Annotated in this window: 24 protein-coding genes; 6 read left to right on the top strand and 18 right to left on the bottom strand. The window is 37.9% G+C overall.

Translation table 11 applies throughout. The features are described from left to right. Window positions 1-2: 2 nt before the first annotated feature. Together QF042_RS05480 and QF042_RS05475 are read right to left on the bottom strand one after the other, a co-directional pair. Window positions 3-2219: a hypothetical protein gene (locus QF042_RS05480; RefSeq protein ID WP_307526119.1), complete on the bottom strand. Its 2217-nt coding sequence runs from the start codon at window positions 2217-2219 to the stop codon at window positions 3-5. Between the two features lie 276 nt (window positions 2220-2495). Beyond that, a complete protein-coding gene (locus QF042_RS05475; RefSeq protein WP_307526117.1) occupies window positions 2496-3839 on the bottom strand; it encodes a deoxyguanosinetriphosphate triphosphohydrolase in 1344 nt (447 codons plus the stop codon). A 136-nt stretch (window positions 3840-3975) separates the two neighbouring features. Between QF042_RS05475 and QF042_RS05470 the strand changes: the two genes are divergently transcribed. From QF042_RS05470 to QF042_RS05455, 4 genes are all read left to right on the top strand, one after another. Continuing rightward, window positions 3976-4320, top strand: a complete 345-nt coding sequence (locus QF042_RS05470) for a hypothetical protein (protein ID WP_307526115.1) — start codon at window positions 3976-3978, stop codon at window positions 4318-4320. Next, window positions 4307-4624 carry a hypothetical protein gene (locus QF042_RS05465; RefSeq protein ID WP_307526113.1) on the top strand — a complete coding sequence of 106 codons (318 nt, stop codon included), beginning with the start codon at window positions 4307-4309 and terminating at the stop codon, window positions 4622-4624. The genes QF042_RS05470 and QF042_RS05465 overlap by 14 nt, the downstream gene beginning before the upstream one ends. Window positions 4625-4731: 107 nt before the next feature. Beyond that, window positions 4732-5094: a hypothetical protein gene (locus QF042_RS05460; RefSeq protein WP_307526112.1), complete on the top strand. Its 363-nt coding sequence runs from the start codon at window positions 4732-4734 to the stop codon at window positions 5092-5094. 9 nt (window positions 5095-5103) lie between these two features. Continuing rightward, window positions 5104-5298: a YtxH domain-containing protein gene (locus QF042_RS05455; RefSeq protein WP_307526111.1), complete on the top strand. Its 195-nt coding sequence runs from the start codon at window positions 5104-5106 to the stop codon at window positions 5296-5298. Between the two features lie 275 nt (window positions 5299-5573). On the opposite strand, the gene QF042_RS05450 is transcribed toward QF042_RS05455, so the two are convergent. The 8 genes from QF042_RS05450 to QF042_RS05415 all read right to left on the bottom strand — a co-directional run bounded on the left by QF042_RS05450 (window position 5574) and on the right by QF042_RS05415 (window position 11203). Then, on the bottom strand, window positions 5574-5843 hold the full coding sequence (locus tag QF042_RS05450; protein WP_307526110.1) for a hypothetical protein: 270 nt from the start codon (window positions 5841-5843) through the stop codon (window positions 5574-5576). A gap of 136 nt (window positions 5844-5979) precedes the next feature. Next, the gene (locus tag QF042_RS05445; RefSeq protein WP_307526109.1) at window positions 5980-6273 is read right to left on the bottom strand and encodes a hypothetical protein; all 294 of its coding nucleotides are present in this window, start codon (window positions 6271-6273) and stop codon (window positions 5980-5982) included. A gap of 51 nt (window positions 6274-6324) precedes the next feature. Beyond that, a complete protein-coding gene (gene rpsJ / locus QF042_RS05440) occupies window positions 6325-6630 on the bottom strand; it encodes a 30S ribosomal protein S10 (protein WP_008244591.1) in 306 nt (101 codons plus the stop codon). A 140-nt stretch (window positions 6631-6770) separates the two neighbouring features. Beyond that, on the bottom strand, window positions 6771-8885 hold the full coding sequence (gene fusA, locus QF042_RS05435; RefSeq protein ID WP_307526108.1) for an elongation factor G: 2115 nt from the start codon (window positions 8883-8885) through the stop codon (window positions 6771-6773). 130 nt (window positions 8886-9015) lie between these two features. Next, entirely contained in the window at window positions 9016-9483 is a 468-nt protein-coding gene (rpsG, locus tag QF042_RS05430) for a 30S ribosomal protein S7 (protein WP_307526105.1), read from the bottom strand. A gap of 17 nt (window positions 9484-9500) precedes the next feature. After that, a complete protein-coding gene (rpsL, locus tag QF042_RS05425; RefSeq protein ID WP_029278631.1) occupies window positions 9501-9914 on the bottom strand; it encodes a 30S ribosomal protein S12 in 414 nt (137 codons plus the stop codon). Between the two features lie 634 nt (window positions 9915-10548). Beyond that, the gene (locus QF042_RS05420; RefSeq protein WP_307526103.1) at window positions 10549-10908 is read right to left on the bottom strand and encodes a type II toxin-antitoxin system HigA family antitoxin; all 360 of its coding nucleotides are present in this window, start codon (window positions 10906-10908) and stop codon (window positions 10549-10551) included. Beyond that, the gene (locus tag QF042_RS05415; protein ID WP_307526102.1) at window positions 10892-11203 is read right to left on the bottom strand and encodes a type II toxin-antitoxin system HigB family toxin; all 312 of its coding nucleotides are present in this window, start codon (window positions 11201-11203) and stop codon (window positions 10892-10894) included. Before QF042_RS05415 ends, QF042_RS05420 begins: the two co-directional genes overlap by 17 nt. A gap of 177 nt (window positions 11204-11380) precedes the next feature. Here QF042_RS05415 and QF042_RS05410 point away from each other — a divergent pair, with 177 nt between their 5' ends. Together QF042_RS05410 and QF042_RS05405 are read left to right on the top strand one after the other, a co-directional pair. Then, window positions 11381-12286, top strand: a complete 906-nt coding sequence (locus tag QF042_RS05410; RefSeq protein ID WP_307526100.1) for a prohibitin family protein — start codon at window positions 11381-11383, stop codon at window positions 12284-12286. 19 nt (window positions 12287-12305) lie between these two features. Beyond that, the gene (locus QF042_RS05405) at window positions 12306-12878 is read left to right on the top strand and encodes a rhodanese-like domain-containing protein (protein WP_307526098.1); all 573 of its coding nucleotides are present in this window, start codon (window positions 12306-12308) and stop codon (window positions 12876-12878) included. A 12-nt stretch (window positions 12879-12890) separates the two neighbouring features. Here QF042_RS05405 and QF042_RS05400 read toward each other — a convergent pair whose 3' ends face one another. The 8 genes from QF042_RS05400 to chrA form a co-directional block, all read right to left on the bottom strand. Next, the gene (locus QF042_RS05400; RefSeq protein WP_307526096.1) at window positions 12891-13349 is read right to left on the bottom strand and encodes a hypothetical protein; all 459 of its coding nucleotides are present in this window, start codon (window positions 13347-13349) and stop codon (window positions 12891-12893) included. A 4-nt stretch (window positions 13350-13353) separates the two neighbouring features. Further along, window positions 13354-14754 (bottom strand): aryl-sulfate sulfotransferase, encoded by a 1401-nt coding sequence (locus QF042_RS05395; protein WP_307526095.1) that lies wholly within the window; start codon window positions 14752-14754, stop codon window positions 13354-13356. Between the two features lie 97 nt (window positions 14755-14851). Beyond that, window positions 14852-16369: a RagB/SusD family nutrient uptake outer membrane protein gene (locus QF042_RS05390; protein ID WP_307526093.1), complete on the bottom strand. Its 1518-nt coding sequence runs from the start codon at window positions 16367-16369 to the stop codon at window positions 14852-14854. 40 nt (window positions 16370-16409) lie between these two features. Beyond that, window positions 16410-19505 (bottom strand): TonB-dependent receptor, encoded by a 3096-nt coding sequence (locus QF042_RS05385; RefSeq protein ID WP_307526091.1) that lies wholly within the window; start codon window positions 19503-19505, stop codon window positions 16410-16412. Between the two features lie 200 nt (window positions 19506-19705). Next, complete coding sequence (gene cysC, locus QF042_RS05380; protein ID WP_307526089.1) at window positions 19706-20281, bottom strand: adenylyl-sulfate kinase; 576 nt, start codon at window positions 20279-20281, stop codon at window positions 19706-19708. A 22-nt stretch (window positions 20282-20303) separates the two neighbouring features. After that, the gene (gene cysQ, locus QF042_RS05375) at window positions 20304-21065 is read right to left on the bottom strand and encodes a 3'(2'),5'-bisphosphate nucleotidase CysQ (RefSeq protein WP_307526087.1); all 762 of its coding nucleotides are present in this window, start codon (window positions 21063-21065) and stop codon (window positions 20304-20306) included. A gap of 6 nt (window positions 21066-21071) precedes the next feature. Continuing rightward, window positions 21072-22100, bottom strand: coding sequence for a sulfotransferase (locus QF042_RS05370; protein ID WP_307526085.1), 1029 nt, complete (start codon window positions 22098-22100; stop codon window positions 21072-21074). Beyond that, window positions 22100-23329 (bottom strand): chromate efflux transporter, encoded by a 1230-nt coding sequence (chrA, locus tag QF042_RS05365; protein WP_307526082.1) that lies wholly within the window; start codon window positions 23327-23329, stop codon window positions 22100-22102. Before chrA ends, QF042_RS05370 begins: the two co-directional genes overlap by 1 nt. Window positions 23330-23386 lie beyond the last annotated feature (57 nt).

Genomic DNA, 23386 nt, shown 5'->3' with positions numbered 1-23386 from the left:
GTTTAGTTTAAAGAAATCCAGGTCGAACCATCACTTTGGATGGTGAAAGTTTTTGCTCCTGTAATGGTGGTTACATTAGAATCATCGTTCAACAAAACCGGACTATTTAAAGTAACATCACCTGATGATAAAGCCTTCACAATGACATAAACTCTTCCTTTACAGCTGGAGGCTATTGGAAGATTAACGCTTACCGCTGTGCCTGCATTTTTTATCCGGACTGTGTAATGACTCGCATCGAGGGTTAATGCCCCTGTGGCAGTATAGGTTAAAACACTTGCTGCAACAGAACCATTAATGTTTAAAGTACTGGTATTTGCTGGTGCATAAGCTATAGAAGATGCAGCGATAGTTCCGTTAAGGGTTAATGCCCCCCCATTCGCTGTAAAATCGCCAGCTATTAAAGGGTATGAAGTACTTGAGTTAGCTATAACTAATGTATTATTTACGTTTGTGCTGTTAGCAGCAGCATTGCTTCCGATAAAAATATTCCCAGCCCCATTGTTTTTCGAGCCTGCGGCATAACCTACTGCGGTGTTGTTATCGCCGTTACTGACTGCAAGCGCCAGGCTCCCTATGGCTGTGTTTGATGTACCTGTTCCATTTGCCATTAATGTATGTGTACCCAAGGCAGTATTGTTAGAGCCTACCGTATTAATTGCTAAAGCCTGCGAACCAAAGCCGCTGTTGTTGATGCCACTAAAACTGCGCTGCAACACCAGGTAACCAAAGGCACTGTTCTCGTAACCCGAAATATTAACCGATAATGCCTCGCGCCCGAATGCACTGTTGTTAAAGCCAGATACATTGGCGGTAAGTGTTTTATAACCGTAAGAAATATTATTTTCAGATGAGTTGCCTAAACGGCCAGATTTTAAACCGTTAACTAAAAAGTTAATGGCTACATCATCTGTATTACCCAAAAAATTGTTTTGATCGGTGTTACCAGTATTCCCTTTTAATGCCCAGGCATTGGCGTTTGCAAATAATGTTCTACTGATTAATTCGGGCTTTCCTGTTGTTGCATTGGTGATGTAAACTTTGTTTGCGTCGCTCAGGCCATCAGTAGTTAGTTTAGCCACAGTAACCGAAGCATCGGCCAGCTTTGGGCTAGTTACCGATCCATCGGCAAGTTGAAGCGTATTTACGGCCAAATCGTCAATATTAATATTTTTAACTTCTTTGCTTCCAATTTTTACCGAGGTTACTGCAGCATCGGCTAATTTCACAGTTGTTACCGATCCATCTGCCAGTTTAAGGGTATTAACCGCTCCTGCATTGATATCAATTACCACATCCTTCAATAAAGCCGTAACGCCATTAGCACTGATGCTTAAATCAGTTGAGGTTAATGCCTTAGCTCCTGACAGCTGACTCACATCCAATGTTACTGGTTTCCATGTAGCACCATCAAATAGAAGCACCTGATTATTGATCGGTGAAGTGGCATTTAATATTTTTCCCTGGAGATTAGCTAATGTAGGATTTGGGTAGTTCCCCGTTAAATCGCCACCAGCTACTCCGGTTGATGGACCAACCGGGCCTACATCACCTTTATCTCCCTTATCGCCTTTTACTCCAGGTACCCCCTGCAAACCTTGTAATCCGGTAGCTCCAGTTGCCCCTATGTCTCCTTTTACGCCTTGTGGGCCTGTTGCCCCCACCGCTCCTTGCGCACCCGTTAAGCCAATTGGCCCCTGAGCACCAATTGCTCCTGCAACCCCTGCCGGGCCTTGTGGACCTACAGCACCTGCAATACCTTGTGCACCAGCAGGGCCGGCAACACCTGGATCTCCTTTTGGCCCGATGGGTCCGTTGGCAGCGTACAGTGCATAAGGCACACTTAATAATTGTGCAGTTCCGGCCAAACTAAAATTTGTACCATTATCAGGATCGATTTCGACCTTAACAAACTTTAATCCGCTTGCCCAGCTTACGCCAGCTATTGTACCACTAACCGAGTTTGCACCAGTAGCCCCGATTGCCAATGCATATAAACCTAAGGCATTGGTCGCTACATTTCTCACTTCCAAATATTGAACGGTTCCCGTTGAGGATCCATCCAGAATACTAATCCTCAAGGCGATATTTTTATTGGCCAGTGGGGTGCCGTTAGCATTTCTTGCTGCGCCCTGATAGTTAAATTGTTGTGGGGCTTGCGCTTTAACAGCCAAGGTCAAGCCCATGCTTAACAAAGCAATTAGTAAAAGTTTTTTCATGAATCGGGATGAGATCTAAAGCGTCGGGCTTAAAAATAAATGAGCCTAACGATCAAATCTAACAATTAGTATAAGTTGCTGCATCCGCTTTACACCAAAAGCTAATTACAAATACTAAAACGATTTTAAGCTACTAATAATCAACAACTTAAATAAAATTTAATTTCATTATTTTACACAAGCACGAATTTTAAGATCAGTTTAGCACTGAAAATCGAAACAAATAGCATCAACTAGCAATTAGTTGAAAGATAAAAGCGAAACCAGAATGCGTTTTTAGGTTTCTGAAGGAAAGGATATTCCTTTAATATTACGGTATAAATCAACCGCGTACAAATCTGTCATGCCGGAAACAAAATCCAATACACTCTGTATGATAGAATAAATATCGGTCAAATCGGTATGATATTGTTTAGGGATCAGTTTAACCAGTTTTTTATAATAGTGTGTATTGTTATGAATAAGTGCAGGGACAAACTCTTCTAATAAGCCAGCCATAATTTTGTAGCCAGCAACCTCTTTCTGTATTACTGACGAGAAGTTATAAATGCGCTCAACTGAAATTTTCTCCACGGCTTTCCAGGCTGAGATATAGGGTTCGGGCAGTAAATCGGTTAAACTATGGTTAAGTTCACCCATTAGTAATTTTTCTTGTTCCCTGAAAAATATGGTTGCACATTGGTTTGTTAAGGTATTAATCGCTTTGGCCCGGAGCAGACCAATTTTGGCATCATCGTCTTCATAATCGTTCTTCAATCGGTCTTCTATCGTAGTCGAATTGGCAAAAGGCAACAGGTAATGCTTTACTTCTTCGTAAGAAAGGATTTTCAGGCGGTGTGCATCTTCCAAATCAATGATGCTATAGCAGATATCATCGGCAGCTTCTACCAGATAAACCAAAGGGTGGCGTTTGTAAATGACGTATTCGTTCTCTTCTTTCTCTAAATGAAGTTCGGTTGCGATCTTTTTGAAAGTTTCTTCTTCTGATTGAAAGAAACCATATTTCTTTCGGTGCAGCAAACCCTTTTGCTTACCAGCAATTGAGGCGCAAGGATATTTTGCAATCGAAGCCAAAGTAGAATAGGTTAAGGCGTAGGCATCGTTTCCTTTTCCTTTTAACGGATGGGTAAGAATCCGGATGGCATTTGCATTACCTTCAAAATTAATTAAATCGTGCCACTGCGATTTATTCATTTCTTTCTGATAAACTTTCCCATCGCCATCGGTAAAATATCGCGAGATCGCTGCTTCTCCTGAATGCCCAAAGGCCGGGTTTCCTAAATCGTGCGCCAGTGCAGCGGCAGCTACTATATTACCTACTTCATTAATTAAAGGAACATCTTTAATCAGTTGGGGCTGATGTTCTTCTACACTTTTTAAAAATATATTTGCCATTGAGCGGGCTACACTGGCAACCTCTAAACTATGCGTTAAGCGGTTATGTACAAATACACTTCCTGGCAATGGGAAAACCTGGGTTTTATTTTGCAACCTCCTAAAAGGAGACGAAAAAATCAACCGGTCATAATCACGCTGAAAATCTGAACGTGCCCGATCTGTGCTGGCACCATATTGCTCTTGTCCGTATCTCTTATTCGAAAGTAAATATTTCCACTCCATTTATCCCGTTGGCATTTAAAATTTGGCGCAAGTTAAACAAAACGCGAAAATGGTTAAGCATAAAGCATCAGGTAAAATTATATGACATCAATTAAAAGATATATTTATATTCGCAATAAAATTAAACAAACAAATAATGAAAAAAATCTTATTAACGCTCGCTATCTTATGCTGCTTTACGGTTTTGACCAAAGCACAATTTGAAGGCTCGAAGCAAATTTTTGAAAGTCCGAAATTAAAGGAAACGATCAAAACACAAAAAATTGTGGCCATTTTACCTTTCGAAGTAAAAATCTCTTACAGGAAGCAACCAAAAAATTTCAATCCAGAAGCCAACAAAAATCAGGAAGAATCGATGGCAAAGTCGATACAGGCTAGCATGTATACCTTTTTGCTAAGGAAAGCGTCTGACTATACTGTAACTTTCCAGGATGTTGACAAAACAAATATCTTATTAAAAAAAGCTGGTGTTTTTAGGTAAGTTAGACGAAACGACTAAAGATGAACTAGCCAAAATACTTGGTGTTGATGCGGTTATCGGTGGCCGTTTTGAAACAGAGCAAACCAAATCTGAAGCGGGTGCAATCGCCTCAGCAGTTTTATTCGGTGGTTTCGGCGGAAAATCTGGAACAGGAACCATGTTCCTAACCATTAACAATGGGCCTGATGGCGAACTCTTATGGCGCTTCTTTAAAACTATGGATGATACCATTATGAGTTCTACCGATGATATGGTAGAACGGATGATGCGAAAAATATCACGGAATTTCCCATATAAAAGTTAAAACGAAGGCAGATAGAAATATCTGCCTTTTTTGTTACTTCTCATTTATGATTGTCCTTATTCAAACTATTTAGTTTGCATTCTGTTTATTGATAAAGCGATATATCCATGAAAACGAACATATATAACAAGGAAGAGCATATTGAAGGTTACGTAGGATCAGGTGATGAGCAATCAGAAAAATCTGATGTACAAAAAGCTTATGAAGCCGGTAACAACACCGATATAGTAACCAGTTATGGCAAAGAACCGAGCGAATTGATTACGGGAAATCCGTTGGCAAAAGATGGTCGCGATAATTCTGGTACTCAAGGTAAAGATTCACTTAGCGACGATGCATATAACAGTTCTGATAAAAACCCGACCATACAGAGTGCAGCGAGTCATACAGGAAGTTCATCTGAAGATTTTAAAACGAATACCGGTATTAATGAGGCTGACGAAAATCATGCATTAAATACAGGAATTTAACAGACAATTATGGGACTATTAAAATATGCCATTTTAGGCGCAGCAGCCGTATATGGCTTTAAATATGCCACAAAAAAGCGGGCAACTGATGGAAAGTCGTTAATTGATGACTTTAAGGAAAAAGCTCCAGGATACGTGGATAAGGTTAAGAATTATTCTGAAAAAATAAGACAGGATTATCGGCAAACAAGCGATTTGTATTAATAATTAATCTGACATAAGAGACATGTATAATTGACATATGTCAATATATTAATGCTATACTCCTTGTAAATTGATGATAAGTTCTTGAAATTTGCAGCGCTATAGGATTCGCGACAAAGATTAAAAAAATCAGAGACTAAACTATTTAAGGGCATTTGCTACTTGATTAACGCATTTCAGTTGTGGAGTCCTAACTAATTTCCATCTACCGGAAAATGCATACAAGCTTATAAAGGGATTATTCTATATGGATAGTCTCTTTATAAATAACCAGATTATAAATCTTGCCCGCTCAAACCTTTTTCATTATTCTTGTTTCTATTTCCGATGTCTTCACCCTGACTTAAATTTGAATTATTTAAATTTTCATTTACAGTATGGGTATGATCATTTTCTGTTTTCAATAAATGCGACGCTTCTGGTTGATCTTTACGCTTAAAATCGGTGCGTTTATGCCCGTAAGTAGCCTCTCCATTATCCCATTCTATATCTTCCTCATTGTGGTTACTCTCCGAATTAGGGTCTATACTTTTATTCTCATTCATTTCCATAGCCATCATTTTTTGTATATACTTCTATATTAACAACAGTTGGTACAATAAAAAGTTTACGCCAGGCGTTAATATATAGTATCCAAGATCCAAGCATATGATTTTACCCAATCCTACAATCAATTTGCTACTATTGTACCCCTTTGCTTTGATCTATCTCTGTACTACTATCTAAATCATCTTTAGTTGATCCATTTGTATCCCGACGCTTTGGTGGATTTTCCATCCTGCTTTCTTCGAGCTCAGAAAAATCACCATCTTTTTGATTGGTCACTTCGCCATATGAGGAAGGTTTATCTTTCAATTCTTCTTTAGGATCAGCAAAATCCTGTCCTTCAACTGGTAATCCTTTTTGCTTCTTATCTTCCTTAGTCATATCAGTACAACCCGATAATGTTGCTTTTGTTTTGGAATTTGAATACATAAAAAAAGGCCCCGATTTGCATCGAGACCTTTCCTGTTCTTTTAAAACCAATTAAACTTTGATTTCAACTTCAACACCGCTAGGTAATTCAAGTTTCATTAAAGCATCAACTGTTTTAGAGTTAGAGCTATAAATATCCAATAAACGTTTGTAAGCGCATAATTGGAATTGCTCTCTAGCTTTTTTGTTTACGTGTGGAGAACGTAAAACAGTAAAGATTTTTTTCTCTGTAGGAAGTGGAATTGGTCCACTTACAACTGCACCCGTAGGTTTAACAGTTTTTACGATTTTCTCAGCAGATTTATCTACTAAGTTGTAATCGTAAGATTTTAATTTAATTCTGATTCTTTGGCTCATCTTATATTTAATTATGGCTTTCTGTTAGAGCTATTAATAACAGAAACCGGATTTATCATTTATAGTATCAAAGATACAAGTACCGAGTATCAAGATTGGACAATCCGTCTTGATACTTGATACTAAAATACTTGTTCTAACTAGTCTTCAGATTTTACTCTTCCTTTAGATTTAGCAACTACTTCATCCTGTACGTTTTTAGGCGCAGCTTCATAGTGGTCAAATTCCATTGTAGAAGTTGCACGGCCTGAAGTGATTGTACGTAACTGCGTTACATAACCAAACATTTCAGAAAGTGGCACAGTAGCTTTAATTACCTGAGATCCATTACGGGTATCCATACCTAATAATTGACCACGACGACGGTTCATATCACCGATCACATCACCCATGTTTTCTTCAGGGGTTAAGATTTCGATTTTCATGATTGGCTCCATCAAAGTAGGTTTACATTTAGGTAAAGCCTCGCGATATGCCATTTTAGCTGCAAGCTCAAATGATAAAGCATCTGAATCGACCGCGTGGAATGAACCATCTGTTAAACGAACTTTCATATCAGGAAGTGGATATCCTGCTAATACGCCATTCGCCATAGATGCAGCAAAACCTTTTTCTACTGAAGGGATAAATTCACGAGGAATTGAACCACCAGTAATTTCGTTTACGAACTGTAAACCACCTTTTTCGAAATCAGCATCAATTGGTGAGATAACTACTGAAATATCAGCAAATTTACCACGACCACCTGATTGTTTCTTATATGTTTCACGGTGTGTTGTTGTACCGAAAATAGCTTCTTTGTAAGCTACTTGTGGCGCACCTTGGTTAACCTCTACTTTAAATTCGCGTTTTAAACGGTCAATTAAAATATCTAAGTGTAACTCACCCATACCAGAGATAACCGTTTGACCAGTTTCCTGATCAGTTTGAACTCTGAATGTAGGATCTTCTTCAGCCAATTTAGCTAAGCCCATACCCAATTTATCAACGTCAGCTTGAGTTTTAGGCTCAATAGCTAAACCGATAACTGGCTCAGGGAAGTTCATTGATTCAAGAATGATTGGATTTTTCTCATCACAAAGTGTATCACCAGTTTTGATATCTTTAAATCCAACTACCGCAGCAATATCACCAGCAGCCACATTTGGCACAGGGTTTTGCTTGTTAGCATGCATTTGGAAGATACGGGAAATACGTTCTTTGTTTTCTGAACGGGTATTATAAACGTAAGAACCTGCTTCCAGGTTACCTGAATAAACACGGATAAAACATAAACGGCCTACAAATGGGTCAGTTGCAATTTTAAATGCTAAAGCTGCAAATGGCTCATTGATACTTGGTTTTAATAAAACTTCAGCACCTGTATCTGGATTAAGACCTGTTACACCTTCTGAATCAAGAGGTGAAGGCAATAATTCCATCACGTAATCCAACATGGTTTGAACACCTTTGTTTTTGAAAGATGAACCACAAACCATAGGAACGATTTTAGCATCTAAAACAGCTGCACGCAAAGCATCTAAAATTTCGCGCTCAGTGATTGAGTTTGGATCTTCAAAGAATTTCTCCATTAAAGACTCATCATAATCAGCAACTGATTCTAGTAATTTCTCTCTCCACTCAGCAACCTCATCCAACATATCATCTGGGATAGGCACTTCAGTAAAGGTCATACCTTTATCATGCTCATTCCAAACAATACCACGGTTGTTAATTAAATCAACCACACCTTTAAATCCGTCTTCAGCACCGATAGGTAATTGCAATGGAACTGCATTACTACCCAACATATCTTTTACTTGTTTAACAACTTTTAAGAAGTCGGCTCCAGAACGGTCCATTTTGTTAACGAAACCGATACGGGCAACATTATAGTTGTTAGCCAAACGCCAGTTGGTTTCTGATTGAGGCTCAACACCATCAACTGCAGAAAACAAGAACACTAAACCATCTAATACACGTAACGAGCGGTTTACCTCTACGGTAAAATCAACGTGTCCTGGTGTATCGATAATGTTCATGTGGTAAGCCTGACCTCTGTATTTCCACTCAACCGTAGTTGCAGCAGAAGTGATCGTGATACCACGTTCTTGCTCTTGTGCCATCCAGTCCATTGTTGCAGCACCTTCGTGTACTTCACCAATTTTATGACTTACACCAGCATAATAAAGAATACGCTCAGTTGTTGTAGTTTTACCTGCATCAATGTGAGCCGCGATTCCAATATTTCTTGTAAATTTTAAATCTCTTGCCATTATGTTTTTAGTATTGATTGCACCGATTTAAAAGATTTCACCGATCATTTTATATAATCGGTGAAATCAATTTTATCTGTGTAATCCTATAATAATCTGTGTAATCTTACTAATCTGTTAATCCTAATTACTAGAATCTGAAGTGAGAGAACGCTTTGTTAGCCTCAGCCATTTTATGCGTATCTTCTTTTTTCTTAACAGCAGCACCTTCGCCTTTAGCAGCAGCTACGATTTCACCAGCTAATTTCTCTTTCATGGTTTTTTCGCCACGTTTACGAGCGTATAAAATTAACCATTTCATACCTAAAGCTGTTTTACGCTCTGGTCTAACCTCAGTTGGAACCTGGAAGTTAGCACCACCAACACGACGAGATTTAACCTCTACAGCTGGCATAATGTTAGTTAAAGCACGTTTAAATATCTCTAAACCGTTTTCACCTGCTTTTTTCTCAGCAATTTCAACAGCATCGTAAAAAATAGAATAAGCGATAGATTTTTTTCCATCGTACATCATATTGTTTACAAAACGAGTTACCTGAATATCATTAAATTTTGGATCAGGAAGAATAATTCTCTTTTTTGGTTTTGACTTTCTCATTTCTTATTTCCTCCCGATTATTTCTTTTTACCTTTTGTTGGTGCCGCAACTACCTGTCCTGGTTTAGGACGTTTAGTACCATATTTAGAACGACGTTGGTTACGACCAGCTACACCTGATGTATCTAATGCACCACGGATAATGTGGTAACGTACACCTGGTAAATCTTTAACACGACCACCACGGATCAATACGATTGAGTGCTCCTGTAAGTTGTGACCTTCTCCAGGAATGTATGCATTAACCTCTTTACCGTTCGTTAAACGAACACGGGCTACTTTACGCATTGCTGAGTTTGGTTTTTTAGGGGTAGTGGTGTACACACGTGTACATACACCTCTTCGCTGTGGACAGCTGTCCAACGCTGGAGACTTACTCTTGAACTCCAGTGCTACTCTACCTTTTCTAACTAATTGTTGAATGGTTGGCATTGTGCTTTTTTATGTTTTTTATTAAAAAATTTACCGCTCCCCCGGCATCCTTGCAGATAGCCCATAAAACGGACTGCAAAAGTAGAACAATTCTTTTTAAAAATCAAGGGCTTAGCGCAAAAAGTTTTCAGTTGGCAATTATGAGTTTTCAGTTGAAGATTAAGGAGTTGCGGTTATTCCTTTCTCTCGTCGTCATTGCGAACCGAAGCGGAAGAAATGGTGGTGGCGTGAAGCAATCTATCTCGCCTTAAACATTCTAGCTATCTTAGCATCGCTCCATAATTATAAACTGTTATATGAAAAGCAGTTTCAGCCATCTTTAGGCTGGGTTCGGCCCCGCTAATGTTGCAAGCTCGTGAAGAACTCGCTTTCCACGTATATCGGGTTTAAGTGGCAAAGTCGATTTCTAATATTAACGTTTTCCCTGCAAAGTTTAAAGAAGATCAATTTACCGTCCAGTTTTCGCGACATTGCGACCTGCAAGCGAAGGAAATTGTAATAACCCGAAGCAGTCATTCTTATGTTAGTTATTATATTATCGCCTCAACATCCTCTACACATTACTATGAAATTATGTCTAAAAAGCAGTTATAGCAATCTTGGCTTAGTTTGAGCGTCGCAGATAATAAATAGCTTAATAAGCACCAATCAAACTACTGGCCGGAATATTCAAAATCTCATGTAATTTTCTAATCATACTTAAACTGAGCTTGCGCTTACCGCTCAATATTTCAGATTGGCGACTGCGGGCACCTAAAATTTTAGATAGCTCACTTGGCGCTTTACCCAACTGTTCTAACCTAAATTTGATGGCTTCAATTGGTGATGGAGGTGCGATTGGATAATGACTTTTTTCGTAATGTTCTATTAATAAGGTTAACAAATCCAATTCATCAGCTTGCTCGGTATCCAAATCAAGATCTTTTTGCATCAACAAGTAGGCCTTTTCTAAAGCCAATTCATACTCATTCTCTGTTTTAATTACTTTTAACATACTTTACCTCCTCCACATTAATTTTATCATAATTAGCATGTGTGCCAATCCAAACTATAAAAACAATTTTTAATTTAAATTCTATATCGGCAATCAACCTATAATCGTTACCCTTAATGTTAAATACGAATCGTTTACCTGTTATTACGTCTGCAGTTGCATACAACTTAATTACATCTGCAGGCATATTCCAATCTTGTTCAACAACCTCACCATACCAAGCTTCTAAACTAGCCTTGGCGGTGCTGTGCTTCTTGTAATATTCAACAAGTGTCTTTTTAGCAATAATCCGCATGTACAAATATATTACCAAAATGGTAACAAAAACAAATTTATTTCATTATCTCATAATTTCATAGGGCTACTTTGACACTACCCCACAGAAGTTACGTTTATAGTAATGGGTTAATCCATAATTGTTTTTTCAACCGGATTGTATTAAATACTTATCTTTAATAAAAATCTAAATTATATGTTCTTAAGTATCATCGGAATTATTATCATTTTTATCGGCTTTGCGGTATCAAGCCAAAATAATCTTATTGGCCGTTATAGTAGTATCACTAAAATTATTGGTGTAGTACTCGTGATCATTGGCTTATCATTTTCCATGTTTAAAGTTATCGATGCAGGTGAGGTTGGGGTTAAAACCGTTTTTGGAAAGGTAGATAACGAAGTTTTATATAGTGGCCTGAATGTAATTAATCCTATAGCGGTAATTACGCCTTTTGATGTTAAAACACAGAACTACACCATGTCTGGCGTGCATGATGAAGGCAATAAACAAACTGATGATGCGCTACGTGTTTTATCTGCCGATGGCCTGGAGGTCATTATTGATCTCTCGGTATTATTCAGGGTAAAAGGAAGTGCCGCTCCGAATATCTTAAGGGAAATAGGTACTGATTATCTGGAAAAAATTGTTCGCCCGGTTTCCCGTACCGCCATACGCGATAACGCTGTTGCTTACGATGCTGTTGCATTGTACTCGAGCAAGCGTGACGAATTTCAATCTAAAATATTCAACACCATAGAGAAGAGTTTTGCAAAAAGAGGTTTAGAATTAGAGCAGCTCCTGGTGCGTAACATCACTCTACCAGCATCAGTAAAAGCAAGTATAGAATCTAAGATAAACGCAGAACAAGATGCACAAAAGATGACGTTTGTACTTCAAAAGGAACGCCAGGAAGCTGAACGTAAAAGAGTAGAAGCACAAGGGATTGCCGATTATCAACGTATCCTTTCAACAGGATTAAGCGATCGCCAGCTCCAATACGAGTCTATACTGGCTCAAAAAGAAATTGCAAAATCGGCCAATACCAAAGTTATTATTATGGGTAATGGCAAAAGTGCACCAATTATTTTAGGTGGAAATTAATGTTCAAGTGTTCTAAAAAATGAAAACAAAAATCATTTCTATCATATTTTGTAGCATAGCATATCTATGTAATGCACAAACTTCTTCAACGATTAAAAGAAAGGCCAATGTAGATTTTGATGCTTATGAGAAACTCATCCCCGAGGTTAAAGCCCATCGCAAAGGTAGGCTCATTGATTTACCAACATTTTTAAAAATGGCGGAAGAGCAAGGCACCATTATTTTAGATACACGGTCTGATAGCCTATTTAAACGGAAACATGTTAAGGGTGCCATTCATCTAAATTTTTCTGATTTCACACAACAAAACCTATTAAGGATTATACCCAATGCGGATACCAGAATATTAATCTATTGCAATAATAATTTTATAGATGACCAGGCAAATTTCGCCAGCAAAGTAGTTGTACCTGTTTTGATAAAGAAAAAAATAGCCCCTATTTCATTGGCTTTAAATATCCCTACTTATATTAACCTATATGGCTATGGATATAGAAATGTGTATGAACTTTCTGAATTAGTAAGCACGCGAGATAAACGAATAACCTTTGAAGGGACAGAAATCAGAAATAATATTATTAAAGCACGATGATAAAGCTAAAACTTAATTGCAATCTTTAAAACTATCTTTAAGTACCTTTAACCTGGAAACCGCAGCTTCTAATTCTTTTGGAGCTTTACCGTATTCGTAAGTAATTTTATATTGTTTACCATCGGCATTAATGGCAATCCACTCGGCACCTCCATCAGCGCAATCAGGGCAGCCGATTACTTCCGGCAAGGCCGAAATCTTCTCCAGATTCAACTCGTTTTTGATTGCGTTTATTTCAGCTTCAGAAATTGTTTTGCTGCAGGTTTTAGTATCAGCTGTTTGCCCATTTTTCGATTTAGAAAAAGTAAGTTTCAGGTCGCTAATGAGTAAATTGTTGGAACAATAGCCTACACACATCCCAAATGACGATCCGTAACTAATGCTGTTCAGGGCTTTAACATTACCTTTTTTACAAGCCGAAAAAGACAAGGTTATTAAAACTGCAAAAATGAGTGCTAAAGTTTTCTTCATAGATTTAAGGTTTCAAATAAGGACTTAATTGATCCGAAGTTACGAATATCCCTCTATATGCAGGCACAGATGCCTCCATTGTCCATAACAACACCCCTTTTCTATCAGTTAATACAACAATATGCCTTTTAGAGCTGCAGCACAATATGTTTTCTTTATTGATCATGTATGCGCTTCCCATGCGATCGTTATAGATTTGCGGGGGTAACTGAATATGCATATCTAAACTTGCACTTTGCTTCTGCTCGTTTAACTTAAAAGCGTAAGCTCCCGAACGATGTTTTTCTATTCCATTATCAAAAAACATTAAATTGCCTTCGGCATTGATGTGCACAGCATGAGCTTGTGAGAAATCTGTATGAGCTGGCATTTTAATGTTACCGCCTTTACCAAATTTCCAGATTACTTTGCCTGTTTTGGCATCAATTTTCCATATTTGTCCATTGTTATAAAACGAAATAATATAATTTCCGTCTTTATCGTAGTTTAAGCTGTTTGCATGCATCCAATCTTTTTTGGTTTTTAACAAAGATTGGTCACTAAAAGGATCAAGGCTATCGAATACACTCCATTTCCAAACCTGCTTGCCTTTGCTGTCCATCACTAAAATACCATCTCCATTTATCGTATCTTGTTTGCTACCACCTATGTGACTTAAATCGGTTATTTTCTGATCAACAAAAAGCGTGACCAATTCGCCTTTCTTATTTTTTAAAATTTCATGGTGGATGGTTTGTTTGAAATCACCCTGACCCTTTTTCAAATACAAAATCGTGTCGCCCTCTAAATTGAGCTCCAGTATCTGGCTACCATAACTTGTTGGCTCATCATTACCGCCCAAAATGGAAAGTAAAGTTTTATCCTTTGTAAAATTAATTACTTTGAAACCCACATTGTCAACCATATGGTACCACCTCAATCTTCCTTTATAATCGACCAGGTAAGCCATGCCAGGCGAGTACCTTTTATTCACCAGGATTAATCCGTTCTTAAGTTCTTTGGGAATTAATTTATCATCCGCACTTTTTGCCTTAAACTGATCTTTAAGCCATTCTGGCAAATCGTTAGAAACAAAGGTGTAAGTTTTACTTGCATTCTTTGCTCCGTTTTTTACCGTAATTATTTGATAGGCATAACTTGTTTTAGGAATAATATTGCAGAGCACAAATTTATGGTTGCGCTTATTCTTCGACAATGAAGTAGCTTCTCTCTGAGCATCTGCGAGTTTGTCTGGCCAGTATTCTATGTAAGCATCGGTATTTGAATTTGCAAGTACATCAATCTGTATTTTTAATACATTGTTATTGTGCAATCCTACCTTTATTTCTTTAATGCCCTCGCCTTGGTAACATCCATAAAAAGCAAGCATAACCAGTAAAACAACGGGTTTTAAAAAGTACTTCATAAAATTGAAATCATTAAAATGTAGGATGCAATAGTTTTAAATAAAGAAGAATATGCAGTAACTACATATTCTTCTTTATCATCATAAAAATATGAAATTATTGTCTGCCTGCGTTATTTAAGTTTGGATTTATATTCACCTGATTTAAAGGGTATGGGAAAAATTGATCGCGTGGCATCACAACCGTTGGTGTTTGGCTCGTACGCTTTAAATATCCATTTACAATGGCCTCATATTTGCCAAATCTCATTAAATCAGCTCTTCTTTTCCCCTCATAAAATAATTCCCAACCACGCTCTTGCAGAATAGCATCTTTAAGCGTGGTTTGGGTATAGTTGGCAGCCACCAATAACTTAGCATGCGATCTTCCTTTTACCTGATTGATCAGATCGATACACTCAGCATTTGGGCCACTTAATTCATTTATCGCTTCTGCTCTGCTTAATAACACATCAGCATAACGAAGTATATTCACACTGTGCCCATCGTAATACGTGTTTGCACCATTGGGATCTGCGTATTTTGCAGTGGCCACATCCGGCATATAAAAGGTACCTGCAGGTGGCGATGCACCAATTGATGGAGCTTGTTTGTGAACTAATTTATCAACGCCCAGATATTCAGCAAAGAAAAGTTTCTTACGATCATCAGCATCATCAAAACTATTATAAAAATCCCAGGTTACGGCGTAATATTGCCATCTATCAGTTAATACAGGGTGATCAAGCGGGCCAAAATGGTTCAACAATTCTGTTCCGTTAACATTTGCATCACTTAATACTGAGAAAATATTCTCCGAGCACCATTTATTACTCTCGGCAAAAAGCCCAACATAACTTGGAAATAGTGAGTATGCTTTTAAATCCATTACCTGTTTAGTTACATCTACTACTTTTTGCCATTGGTGCTGGCGCAGGTATAATTTAGCCAATAAGGTAAGTGCCGCACCTTTTGTTGCACGGCCAACATCATTGCTGGAATAGAATTTATTATTAGCATAATTAACCGGCAAAGTCGCAGCTACTGCTTGTAAATCGTTTATTAAAAATGTTTCGATCTGATCAAGCGGCGTAAGTGATGCGCTGGCAGTATAATTGGGGTTTTCTAAATCCTTTTCTGTTGCTAAGATCACAGGGCCCCATGCATCGGTTAAATCCATATAAGCAACTGCTCTTAAAAATTTAATCTCCGAAAGAAATTGATCTTTTTCTTCTGCCGTAATAGCAGTCATTTTAGAGAGGTTAAAAATGGCATTATTTGCATTAGAAATGAGCTTATATATCTGCCTCCAATCTTCTGCGATTAATCCATTGGCCGAATTCCACTGTACATTAGAAAGCTGACCCGGATCGCCACCTAAACTACAATGCCCAACATCGGTTGTTAAATCAGTTAAAGCAAAATGCCTTACCGTCCAATAATCGAAATTATCACCAACGGCAGGCCCTTTTAACCGGGCATAAACAGCATTTACCGCAGCAATGGCGTCAGATTTTGTTTTAAAGGCATTGGTACTTGTTAAGCTACTGTATACTACTGGATCCAAATCTTTTTTACAAGAAAACTGCAAAAGTACAACTGCAGTAATCGCCAGAATAATCTTATATCTTTTCATCTTTTTATCTTTATTAATCCTACTAATGAGGAAAGTATTACTAATTGATGGTTACTTTTACACCTGCTGAGAATGTCCTGAACGCAGGGAATGCGTTAAAATCTATCCCTCCTCCAAAGTTACTGCCCGAGTGCGAATTCACCTCCGGATCGGTTCCGGTATAATTGGTGATGGTAAATAAGTTTTGTGCTTCAGCATATACCCTTAACCCCTTAATTACCTTAATACGATCTAACCATTTAGTAGGTACGCTGTAACCAAATGAAACTGATTTTAATCGTAAATAAGATGCGTTTTCTACAAAACGAGAATTTACATAACTTCCATAACTGCTTAGAAAATATCCTTCTCGTGGAATATCTGTGTTTTCGTTAGTGCCTGCAACAAATCGATTCAATGCATCTGCTCCGGTAGTCGATTCTAATACCAATCTGTTCATATTATATAACGAGTAACCAAAAGAGCTTTGGAAGAAGATATTTAAATCAAAACCTTTGTAATGGAAATCGTTTCCTAAGCCCATAGTAAAACGAGGGGTCGAATTACCCAAAAAGGTCATATCATCTGGGGTAATCTTACCATCACCATTGGTATCCTGGTATTTTGGATCACCTGCTTTAGAACCTGGCTGAGGAGCATAAGTTTCTCCCGTTTTAATTACGCCTGAATAAACGTAACCAAATAGCTCTCCAAGTTCTCGTCCTGCAACAACTCTCGAAAACTCACGACCTGATACTGTACCACTTGGGTTTGCTGTATTTACAGAAATCTGATTGATTGGACCTAACGACAATACTTTTTGCCTGTTAACTGCAATGTTGAAATTGGTATTCCAGGTAAAGTTCTCATTGCGGATATTAACCGTGTTTACTAAAAATTCAATTCCACGGTTTTGGATCGAACCTCCATTTACAAGCTGCGAACTAAAACCCCAGTACTGTTCAATTGGGATATTGATTAATAAATCGGAAGTTTTCTTTGCATAAAGATCGATTGTTGCATTTACACGTCCATTTAAAAAGCCCATATCCAAACCTAGGTTATATTGGGTAGTACTTTCCCACTTTAAATTAGGATTTGGCAGTGTTTTAGGCTCTGTGCCGATCTGTAACGGATCGCCCGGATTTAATACAGTGCTATAGTTTGTAAAGGTTGATAAATACAGATAATTTGGAACACGATCGTTACCGGTTACACCAACACTTGCCCGTAATTTTAAGTTAGAAAAGGTATTTAGGTTTTTGATAAATTCTTCATCAGTAAATTTGTAAGCAATAGCTCCTGAAGGAAAATATCCATAACTATAGTTGGGACCGAATTTTGAGGAACCATCTCTTCTTAAGGTAAAGGATGTTAATAATTTATCTTTATAATTATAGTTTAACCTTCCATATATCGAATTAAAAGTAGCTTGTTCTTTAAAGCTATTATATCCGTTACCAAGATTGGTGATGGTAACGTTGGTACCGTTCGGCGTTGAGCCAGCACCCAGGTTATAGAATAAAAACTCATCCGTTGGGAAGCCTTTACTACCTGCGGCGATAAAATCGTTCACATCTTTTTGACTAGATACCCCAGCCAGTACCGTAAAATCGTGGTCTCCTGTTTTAAACTTATAGGTTAAATAGTTTTCTACTAACCACCTAAATGTTGTTGAGCTTTTTTGAGCCGCGATCCCTCCGTTTACTGCACCTGCAGTTAGCGTTCTTGGAATATACTGTCCCTCATTTAAATTGGTATATTCTGCACCAGCACCTAAATGATAGGTTAATCCTTTAATAATTTGATAGTCTAAAGAAATATTTCCATTCGCTAATTTATTGGTGCTCGTATTGGTAGGCTCTAACAAGCTGGCCAATGCGTTGTTTTTACCTTGATAACGGTAATAAGTTCCATCAGCATTGTAAACAGGAATATTTGGCAATGCCGTTAATAAACTGAACAATGGTGCGGTAATATCTGCCGAGTACGATTGTTGCAATACTTTCGAGCTTGAACCATAAAAGTTAGCGCTTAACTTTAAACGCTCATTAAGGTTTTTTTCGGCACCTATTCTTGCTGTATATTTCTCAAGACCCGTGCCTTTTAAAACGCCTAACTGGTTCATGTAGTTACCAGAAACATAAATTTTCGAATTTTGATCGCCACTGCTGATGCTCAAACTTCTGTTGTGTACCGAGGCTTTCTGCGTAGCTTCATCCAACCAATTCGTATTTGCAATGGCAAAAGAAGATGGAAAAGGCGCAGGTTTACTGTCTTCAATAGCTGTAGCATTTTGAATAGCAGTATATTGTTGACCATTTAACAATGCTGGCTCATAGGTTAAATACTGGTTACCATTTGATAGATCTAAATCAATGGCTACTCTACCAGCCTTACCTTTTTTTGTTGTGATTAAAACTACGCCATTACCTCCTCTGGCACCATAGATAGCGGCTGAAGAAGCATCTTTTAAAATCTGAATATCTTCAATATCATTCGGGTTTACTGTACTTCCGTTATCCGATATAAATCCATCAATAACGTACAGCGGACTGTTGGTTGTGTTGATGGAATTACCTCCCCTAACAGTTATCGACATGCCTGCGCCTGGTGCAAAACTGGTTTGCTGTACCTGTACACCTGCTGCCTTACCTTGAATGGCCTGCCCGATATTTGATGTAGTTCCACCAAGATTCAGATCTTCACTCTTTATCGAACTGATGGAACCTGTCAGATCTGTTTTGCGTTGTGTTCCATATCCCACAACAACAACTTCGTTCAGTTTATTTAAATCTTCTTCAAGATTTACGGTTACAACATTTGAGGCTCCAATTGTAACCTTTTGTGTTTTATAACCTACCAACGCGAAATTTAAGACTCTTAGTTTTCCTTTTAGGGTAAGGGTGAACTTTCCATTGCCATCAACAGAGGTTCCATTTTTTACATCCGTTTCTGTTACCGATGTACCTACAGCCGGAAGGCCTTTTTCGTCTTTTACCGTACCGGTTACAACCGTCTGCGCACTGGCTGCAATAGGGAGCAAAAGAAATAAAGAACAATAAATAAATTTAAAAAGAGCATTAAAAAATGAACGGTTTGATATAGGAATAGTTCTCCTACAATCCTCATCTGTGGGTTTGTAAATTGTAATCATAGCGGTTTTGGTTATAGCTGACTGTGGCTAAAAGATAAATGACTTTTAATTTTTAGTTGGATAATATTAGGGATTAAACTGCCTACTTACACGCGAAAACACTGCGCAATCGATTGACTAAACGCCATAAATGCATTAAATCACGTGGATATCAATCAGACCAGAAAAAATCAGACGGGAAAGCTTTAATAGAAAAGTAGTTAAGAAAGGGTACTGATCTTTGAAATGATCTCAAGAAACAGCTTATCTCTACTCTGGGCAGGACTTTCTGTATCGGTTTTGATAATGAGATTGGCATTTAAAGCAGGTTCGAACTTAGCGCTAACCCCGGTAAAATTTGGGATCAGGTTTAGGCCTGCATCTTTATATAATCCTTTTACATCTCTTTCTTTGCAGATAGCCAGTGGACAGTCTAAAAAGACTTCAAAATACCGTTCTCCGATTATTTCGGCAGCTAGCGCACGGTGTTGCTCAAGAGGTGTAATGAAGGAACAAATGGTGATGATATCACGCTTCAGCATAAGCCTGGCTATTTCCGCTGCCCGCCGGATGTTTTCGGCCCTATCCGATTCGCTAAAGCCCAAATCCTTATTGATGCCTTCACGAAGTATATCTCCATCTAAGGTCATGGCAAAAAAGCCTGCATCTTCGAGCTTATCCTTTAATAACGTAGAAATGGTTGTTTTTCCAGAACCCGACAATCCAAACAGCCAGATTACTATTCCTTTTTGATTGGGAATGATAAAACCGTTTTTGGGTGTCGTTTCAGGAGGCATAATATTGTTGTTTATTTTAAAATTAATCTACTTTACACAAAAAGCCTTCGTTTAACAACGACTCTTTATTGTATAACATGGGTTTGCCTGATAATGTATTGATGTGGCAACCGCTAAATAAAATAATAGCGTGGCCTGCCGCGGTATCCCATTCCATTGTTGGTCCGGTTCTTAGATAAATCTGCGCCTTACCTTCTGCCAACAAACAAAATTTAAGTGAACTGCCTACGGCAATAAAATTTACGATCGGATAATCGCTAAGGATTGCTTTTTCCTCACCATCGGCATGCGACCTGCTTACCGCGGCTGTCCATTCATCATTTTTATGAATTGCCTTAATTTGGATCGGATCTTCCCCTGGGATTTGTTTATAGCTTCCAGAAGCCTCACTACCATAGTATAATAGATTTTGTACAGGAATGTAAATTACCCCCAATACGGGTACCTGGTTGTGAATTAATGCAATATTTACGGTAAACTCGCCATTTCTCTTTATAAATTCTTTAGTTCCGTCTAATGGATCTACACACCAATACGATTCCCAGTTTTTCCTTTCCCCGTAAGAGATGCTTTTTCCTTCTTCGGATATAATCGGAATTGTAGGATATAATCTTTTCAGTTCACGGCATATTAAGTCGTTTGCTATTTTATCCGCCTTGGTTAAAGGAGATAAATCGGTTTTGGTTGATACCTCAAAATCATCTTCGTTATAAACCTTTAAAATTGCTTTCCCTGCCTCAACAGCTATCTCTAGTATAGCGTTTATATCAATTGCATCAATCATCTTTCTCTAAACTTTTGCAGCTAAATGCTGAGACTTTATTTTTTTTAATATTTCCAACTGCGGCCCCCGATTATCGAGATCAGATTGACGGGCATTTAAAAGTATACGCTTCTTGAGCAAATTATTTTCAAGGTTATATTCTTCTATTTCTTCAACAGAGATCAATTTATCTTTATTTTCAGGACGGTCTAAAACATAACCTAACTCGGTTAAGGTTTGGTGGTTAATACATTCGAATATATTGATTTCTTCTATACTCAGCTCTTTGCGGAATTTCCCGGTATTATCTTTAATAATCGGCTTTGCCAGATTTTCCCACATTTCGCCTGCGTTGGCGGTTGCTTGCGATTCTTTGGAATTATGAAAATCAAGCATCTTTTCTGAATAATCTATTCCCAAAAATCGGCATAAATTCTGGATCACTTCTGCAGGCTTAGTGATCAATTCCTCGTAGTTTAAAGAGAAAAACCGATCCTTACTGATCCTTTTAGACAGTTCGATACATGCACTTTGGTCTTTAAACCACTGTTTAGCCAAGTGATAAATATGTTTTTCGCCCACAATTGCCTTTTTAAAAGACAAGGCAACATCCCTCCCATCACGGTACAAATAAATGTATTTTAAGTTAGGAGAACGTTTTTCGAGATCAGCAGCATAATGTACATTGGCCATACTTTTACAGCACCAGTATTTAGCTTTTTTTGCCCTAGCGGCAGTTTCGTATATCAATCTATTGATTTCGAAAAGGCTGTATGTTTTTGAGTTTTCGAAAATCCAGTCCTCATTTAACTCAACACCATCCCATGGTACAGGGTTTGCCCTAACATAATTAACCACGTCATTAATTAACAGCTTGTATTTTTCTTCGGTCAAAAAGCCGTATAAATCTAACAACGGCACAAAGGTTACCAAAATATGCGGCGGATGGGGTGAGGCAATCTGATCAGACTGATCCAATATCACCCTAAGTAAATTAGAACCGGATCTTTGCGTGCCGATAATCTGAATACCATCCGGATTTAAAAAACTTTCCATTATATAAAAATTGATACTGTTCCCAGAAAAATTGCACCGAGTATTAAATATACCGGGCTTAATTTATATTTATAGTTTAATACCAAAGAAACCAAACATATTACCCCTACCAAAAGCGTTCTTGGCTGCAGCAATAATATTTTAAAGGCCGAGGATATGATTAAACCAATAACCACCACTTTGATTCCTGATATCATACTTTTAATAAAAGGATGATCTTTAGTTTTATTGAAGATTTTTGAAACCACAATCATTAAAATTGCTGAGGGAATAAACATGCTACAGGTAGCCAGCAATGCACCCAAGAAACCGGCTAGCTTAAAGCCAATAAATGTTGAACTCACCAGAATCGGCCCGGGCGTAACCTGACTAAAAGCGATCACATCTACCAGTTCTTTGGAACTTAACCATTTCATATCCTTTATAAGCAAGGATTGCATAATCGGTATAACCACATAACCGCCACCGAATAGAGAAATACTGATGCCCGAAAAAACAGTTCCGATTTTAAAAAAAATGTTATGATAAGATTTAAATGCGCCGGTAATAAATAAAATTTGATTGATGAATAAAACAGCAATGGCAATAAACGAAAATGAGTTTACCCGGAACTTAAAACTCATTTTAAAACTCCTTAATACTTCAGTAAAGTTAGCTTTTTTCTGATCGAACATTAGCCCGGCAATAGCCCCAATTACAATGAGAGAAATCGTGATCAGATAATTCCCTTTCATTAGATCGAGTGTTATTGCCAATAAAAAAAGAAAGATTTTACCATAATTAAGGGCGATCTCCTTTTTAAACAACTGTAATCCCGTTGACAAAATGATGATTCCTACAATTGCGCCTACATATTGCATAACTGAACTCCAGGCGATACTCAGGCCATTTGAAAAATAAACATAGGCCAAACCTAACATTAAAATACAGGCAGGAAGCAGCACGGCGAACATACTAATTGCAGCGCCTAACTTACCTTTTAAAGAATAGCCAATATTTGCGACCACATTTACAGCCAAAGGACCAGGCATAAAAGAAGCAACTGTAACACTATTTAATACATCCTCATTGTTTATGGTTTTATCCTGCTCAACCATAATGCTTTGTATTAAAGATACCAAAGCCATATGCCCACCAAAGCTTACGCAACCAATTTTAAGAAAGGTTAAGAAAAGATATTTTAGCGTTGCTTTTTCTTTGGTTACATCGCTTGATACTGATAAGTCCATCTTTTATTTCTAAAAATTAATTTGAATACAATATAACAGGACAATAAATTGGGCAGG

Origin of the sequence: Pedobacter sp. W3I1, from assembly GCF_030816015.1 — a bacterium.
GTDB lineage: Bacteria > Bacteroidota > Bacteroidia > Sphingobacteriales > Sphingobacteriaceae > Pedobacter.
The sequence above is the reverse complement of the archived record's forward strand: the minus strand, read 5'-3'. Positions and strand labels throughout refer to the sequence as shown.

Bases quoted from the DNA above. Each gene is read 5' to 3' on its own strand.
- fusA (WP_307526108.1), bottom strand. From the start codon at position 8,885: ATGGCAAGAGATTTAAAATTTACAAGAAATATTGGAATCGCGGCTCAC.
- QF042_RS05480 (WP_307526119.1), bottom strand. From the start codon at position 2,219: ATGAAAAAACTTTTACTAATTGCTTTGTTAAGCATGGGCTTGACCTTG.
- rpsG (WP_307526105.1), bottom strand. From the start codon at position 9,483: ATGAGAAAGTCAAAACCAAAAAAGAGAATTATTCTTCCTGATCCAAAA.
- QF042_RS05470 (WP_307526115.1), top strand. From the start codon at position 3,976: ATGAAAAAAATCTTATTAACGCTCGCTATCTTATGCTGCTTTACGGTT.
- QF042_RS05475 (WP_307526117.1), bottom strand. From the start codon at position 3,839: ATGGAGTGGAAATATTTACTTTCGAATAAGAGATACGGACAAGAGCAA.
- QF042_RS05455 (WP_307526111.1), top strand. From the start codon at position 5,104: ATGGGACTATTAAAATATGCCATTTTAGGCGCAGCAGCCGTATATGGC.
- QF042_RS05460 (WP_307526112.1), top strand. From the start codon at position 4,732: ATGAAAACGAACATATATAACAAGGAAGAGCATATTGAAGGTTACGTA.
- rpsL (WP_029278631.1), bottom strand. From the start codon at position 9,914: ATGCCAACCATTCAACAATTAGTTAGAAAAGGTAGAGTAGCACTGGAG.
- QF042_RS05450 (WP_307526110.1), bottom strand. From the start codon at position 5,843: ATGAATGAGAATAAAAGTATAGACCCTAATTCGGAGAGTAACCACAAT.
- rpsJ (WP_008244591.1), bottom strand. From the start codon at position 6,630: ATGAGCCAAAGAATCAGAATTAAATTAAAATCTTACGATTACAACTTA.
- QF042_RS05385 (WP_307526091.1), bottom strand. From the start codon at position 19,505: ATGATTACAATTTACAAACCCACAGATGAGGATTGTAGGAGAACTATT.
- QF042_RS05395 (WP_307526095.1), bottom strand. From the start codon at position 14,754: ATGAAGTACTTTTTAAAACCCGTTGTTTTACTGGTTATGCTTGCTTTT.
- QF042_RS05400 (WP_307526096.1), bottom strand. From the start codon at position 13,349: ATGAAGAAAACTTTAGCACTCATTTTTGCAGTTTTAATAACCTTGTCT.
- cysQ (WP_307526087.1), bottom strand. From the start codon at position 21,065: ATGATTGATGCAATTGATATAAACGCTATACTAGAGATAGCTGTTGAG.
- QF042_RS05410 (WP_307526100.1), top strand. From the start codon at position 11,381: ATGTTCTTAAGTATCATCGGAATTATTATCATTTTTATCGGCTTTGCG.
- QF042_RS05390 (WP_307526093.1), bottom strand. From the start codon at position 16,369: ATGAAAAGATATAAGATTATTCTGGCGATTACTGCAGTTGTACTTTTG.
- QF042_RS05445 (WP_307526109.1), bottom strand. From the start codon at position 6,273: ATGTATTCAAATTCCAAAACAAAAGCAACATTATCGGGTTGTACTGAT.
- cysC (WP_307526089.1), bottom strand. From the start codon at position 20,281: ATGCCTCCTGAAACGACACCCAAAAACGGTTTTATCATTCCCAATCAA.
- chrA (WP_307526082.1), bottom strand. From the start codon at position 23,329: ATGGACTTATCAGTATCAAGCGATGTAACCAAAGAAAAAGCAACGCTA.
- QF042_RS05405 (WP_307526098.1), top strand. From the start codon at position 12,306: ATGAAAACAAAAATCATTTCTATCATATTTTGTAGCATAGCATATCTA.
- QF042_RS05370 (WP_307526085.1), bottom strand. From the start codon at position 22,100: ATGGAAAGTTTTTTAAATCCGGATGGTATTCAGATTATCGGCACGCAA.
- QF042_RS05415 (WP_307526102.1), bottom strand. From the start codon at position 11,203: ATGCGGATTATTGCTAAAAAGACACTTGTTGAATATTACAAGAAGCAC.
- QF042_RS05420 (WP_307526103.1), bottom strand. From the start codon at position 10,908: ATGTTAAAAGTAATTAAAACAGAGAATGAGTATGAATTGGCTTTAGAA.